Source organism: Citrobacter sp. Cpo037, from assembly GCF_030332945.1.
Taxonomy (GTDB): Bacteria; Pseudomonadota; Gammaproteobacteria; order Enterobacterales; family Enterobacteriaceae; genus Citrobacter; species Citrobacter portucalensis.
Genome location: NZ_JAOWGW010000048.1, coordinates 1 through 3987 on the forward strand (window position 1 = coordinate 1; position 3987 = coordinate 3987).

Annotated in this window: 3 protein-coding genes and 2 pseudogenes; 2 read left to right on the plus strand and 3 right to left on the minus strand. The window is 55.5% G+C overall.

Translation table 11 applies throughout. The annotated features are described in order from the left end of the window. Nucleotides 1-331: pseudogene (locus OGX94_RS07925) on the plus strand (IS6-like element IS26 family transposase); the annotation flags it as partial. Nucleotides 332-376: 45 nt separating this feature from the next. On the opposite strand, the pseudogene OGX94_RS07930 reads toward OGX94_RS07925, so the two are convergent. From OGX94_RS07930 to tet(D), 3 genes and pseudogenes are all read right to left on the minus strand, one after another. Continuing rightward, a pseudogene (locus OGX94_RS07930) lies at nt 377-799 on the minus strand (alpha/beta hydrolase-fold protein); the annotation flags it as partial. 21 nt (nt 800-820) lie between these two features. Next, nucleotides 821-1930, minus strand: a complete 1110-nt coding sequence (locus tag OGX94_RS07935) for an S-(hydroxymethyl)glutathione dehydrogenase/class III alcohol dehydrogenase (protein ID WP_000842134.1) — start codon at nt 1928-1930, stop codon at nt 821-823. Between the two features lie 94 nt (nt 1931-2024). Further along, nucleotides 2025-3209: a tetracycline efflux MFS transporter Tet(D) gene (gene tet(D) / locus OGX94_RS07940; RefSeq protein WP_001039466.1), complete on the minus strand. Its 1185-nt coding sequence runs from the start codon at nt 3207-3209 to the stop codon at nt 2025-2027. A 95-nt stretch (nt 3210-3304) separates the two neighbouring features. On the opposite strand from tet(D), the gene tetR(D) reads away from it, so the two are divergent. Further along, a complete protein-coding gene (tetR(D), locus tag OGX94_RS07945; RefSeq protein ID WP_000113282.1) occupies nt 3305-3961 on the plus strand; it encodes a tetracycline resistance transcriptional repressor TetR(D) in 657 nt (218 codons plus the stop codon). The last annotated feature ends 26 nt before the right edge of the window (nt 3962-3987 follow it).

Sequence of the window (3987 nt, forward strand, 5' to 3'; positions counted from 1 at the left end):
CGTGAAGAAGTGGCAGATCCCGCGATTCATCAACACGGATAAAGCGCCCGCCTATGGTCGCGCGCTTGCTCTGCTCAAACGCGAAGGCCGGTGCCAGTCTGACGTTGAACACCGACAGATTAAGTACCGGAACAACGTGATTGAATGCGATCATGGCAAACTGAAACGGATAATCGGCGCCACGCTGGGATTTAAATCCATGAAGACGGCTTACGCCACCATCAAAGGTATTGAGGTGATGCGTGCACTACGCAAAGGCCAGGCCTCAGCATTTTATTATGGTGATCCCCTGGGCGAAATGCGCCTGGTAAGCAGAGTTTTTGAAATGTAAGGCCTTTGAATAAGACAAAAGGCTGCCTCATCGCTAACTTTGCAACAGTGCCCGTTTTTCCGATGTGCCGAAATGCCCGCTTACCAGGGTGTGCAGCTCATTCAGAATATAATCATACATCTGATAATGCGCTTTCCACGGCTCCTGTGTGGCATTGACATAAAACCCGGCACCCTGGCCGAGATCGTACTCTTTATCATCCGCCACCTGACTGCCGCGCGGACTGGTATCCGGCGCGACAATCACCAGGCCGTGTTCCGCTGCGTAACGCTGTGCCCCGGCTTTGGTGATAAAATTCTGCTCGTTGCAGGTCAGCCCGGAAAGCCAGTACAGCACAGGACATTTCTCTGTTTTTGCCTGCGGCGGCAGAAACACGGAAAAAGTCATCGGCGTGCCGGTCACCGCAGAGTGGTGACGCCAGACTTCCTGGCTGCCGCCGAAACAGACGTGATGTTCAATCCGTTCCATAGTATCTCCCTGAATACGTTATCAGTAATGAATGACTGTGCGGATGGATTTGCCGTCGTGCATCAAATCAAAAGCTTCATTGATTTTATCCAGTTCCATGGTGTGCGTGACAAACGGCGCCAGCTCGATTTTGCCGCTCATGGCATCTTCCACCATTCCCGGCAACTGGGTACGCCCTTTCACGCCGCCGAACGCCGTGCCTTTCCAGACCCGGCCGGTCACCAGCTGGAACGGACGGGTTGAAATCTCTTTTCCGGCACCCGCCACCCCGATAATTACCGACTGCCCCCAGCCACGGTGCGCACTTTCCAGCGCCGACCGCATCACATTGACATTGCCGATACATTCAAAGGTATGATCCACACCCCATTTGGTCATTTCGACCAGCACCTGCTGAACAGGTTTGTCATAATCATTGGGATTAATGCAGTCTGTGGCGCCGAACTGTTTTGCCAGCTCAAACTTGGATGGATTGGTATCGATGGCAAAGATGCGCCCCGCTTTTGCCTGACGTGCGCCCTGCACCACGGCCAGCCCGATACCGCCGAGGCCGAATACCGCCACAGAATCCCCTTCCTGTACCTTCGCGGTATTGTGTACCGCGCCGATCCCGGTGGTCACGCCGCAGCCGAGCAGGCAAACCTGCTCCGCATTGGCCTGCGGATTGATTTTCGCCAGTGATACTTCCGCCACAACGGTATATTCGCTGAATGTCGAGCAGCCCATATAGTGATAGAGCGGCTGACCGTTATACGAAAAACGGCTGGTGCCGTCCGGCATCACGCCTTTGCCCTGGGTTTCGCGGACGGCAACACAGAGGTTGGTTTTACCGGAGGTACAGAAATCACACTCGCCGCACTCGGCGGTGTACAGCGGGATCACATGGTCGCCCGGTTTCACACTGGTCACGCCCTCACCGACCTCAACCACCACCCCGGCACCTTCATGGCCGAGCACCACCGGGAACAGACCTTCCGGATCATCACCGGAAAGCGTGTAGGCATCGGTATGGCATACCCCGGTGTGACTGATTTTCACCAGCACTTCACCTTTCTTCGGCGGTGCCACATCAATTTCAACAATTTCAAGGGGTAAACCCGGCCCGAAGGCGACTGCTGCGCGTGATTTCATAACGGTTCCTCTGTGTCTGAGGCTTATCATGGCAGGCGATAAGCACGAATGCCGTCCACCATACCGCACAACAGCGCTGCCTGTATAGCGCCGGTCAGCAGGTGGCCGCCACCGGTGCCGGTTTTCTGATCAGCAGACAGATTGCCAGCAGCAGACCGTACAGTGCCGTGCCAATCAGCCACACCGTACCGTCCGCACTCTGCTGTGTCTGACTGAAAATAAAAGCAAACAGCAGCGGGCCCGCCACGCCGGTCAGATTGGTCAGGCTGACCAGCACACCCTGTAGTTTTCCCTGATTTGCCGCCGATGCCCCGGCAGAGATAATGCCCTGCAATGCAGGCAGTGCAATTCCGCCGCCTGCCAGCAGGATCAGGACCGGATACACCATCCATCCGGAAGTGATAGCAGACATCAGTAAAAACGCGGTGGCATCGGCAATAAATCCGGCGAAAATAATGGTTTTCTCACTCAGCCGTTTTGCCAGCGCCCCGGCAACCACCGCCTGAAACAGTGCATGCATCGCCCCGAGTCCCGCCAGTGAAAAACCGACCGCCGCGCTGTCCCAGGCAAAGCGGCTCTCCGTAAACAATACCCAGACAGTGGCCGGGATCTGCCCGATAAGCTGCGCGGTAAAAAAGACAAACAGCAACAGCGCCAGAGGTTTAAGCAGTGTGATAAAGCTGATACCTGCGCTTTCTTGTTTCTGCTCCGCCGGTTTTTCTTCTGTCTGTACCGCCGGTTTAAAGATAAAAAAGACCATCAGAAAGGTGCAGGCATTCAGTATTGCCGCAATGACAAACGGCAGATGCGGTGAGATATCCCCCGCCAGTCCGCCGATAGCCGGCCCGGCAATCAGCCCGGCACCAAAGGCCGCACCGAGACGGCCGAACCAGGCGGTACGCTCGCTGACCGCCGTGCTGTCCGCCACTACCGAAGCCGCAACCGCGCCGGTGGCACCAGTGATCCCGGAGATAATCCGCCCGAGATACAACATCCACAGCACATTGGACAGTGCCAGCAGTGTGTAATCAAACGCGGCACCCGCCAGGGATAACAGCAGCACCGGTCTGCGCCCCAGCTTATCTGACCATCTGCCCAGCAGCGGAGCAAAACAGACCTGCATCACCGCATACAGCGCCAGCAGAATGCCGTAATGGTTTGCCACATCCGCTTCCGGGAGATATTCCCGCAGCAGTGACGGTAATACCGGCATGATCAGACCAATTCCCATCGCGTCCAGCAGTGTAATCACCAGCGCGATGACAGCGGGTTTATTCATTTTTCAGATCCTGTGTTAATTCCCTATCATTGATAGAGTTGGAATATATCCCTATCAATGATAGAGTGTCAATCTGAAAATCGGAGGAGACGGTCATGGCACGGCTGAACAGAGAATCGGTTATTGATGCGGCACTGGAACTGCTGAATGAGACAGGGATTGACGGGCTGACGACCCGCAAGCTGGCGCAGAAGCTGGGAATAGAACAGCCGACACTTTACTGGCATGTGAAAAATAAACGGGCGTTACTGGATGCGCTGGCGGTGGAGATCCTGGCGCGTCATCATGATTATTCACTGCCTGCGGCGGGGGAATCCTGGCAGTCATTTCTGCGCAATAATGCAATGAGTTTCCGCCGGGCGCTGCTGCGTTACCGTGACGGGGCAAAAGTGCACCTCGGCACCCGCCCTGATGAAAAACAGTATGATACGGTGGAAACCCAGTTACGCTTTATGACAGAAAACGGCTTTTCACTGCGCGACGGGTTATATGCGATTTCAGCGGTCAGTCATTTTACCCTTGGTGCCGTACTGGAGCAGCAGGAGCATACTGCCGCCCTGACCGACCGCCCTGCAGCACCGGACGAAAACCTGCCGCCGCTATTGCGGGAAGCGCTGCAGATTATGGACAGTGATGATGGTGAGCAGGCCTTTCTGCATGGCCTGGAGAGCCTGATCCGGGGGTTTGAGGTGCAGCTTACGGCACTGTTGCAAATAGTCGGTGGTGATAAACTTATCATCCCCTTTTGCTGATGGAGCTGCACATGAACCCATTCAAA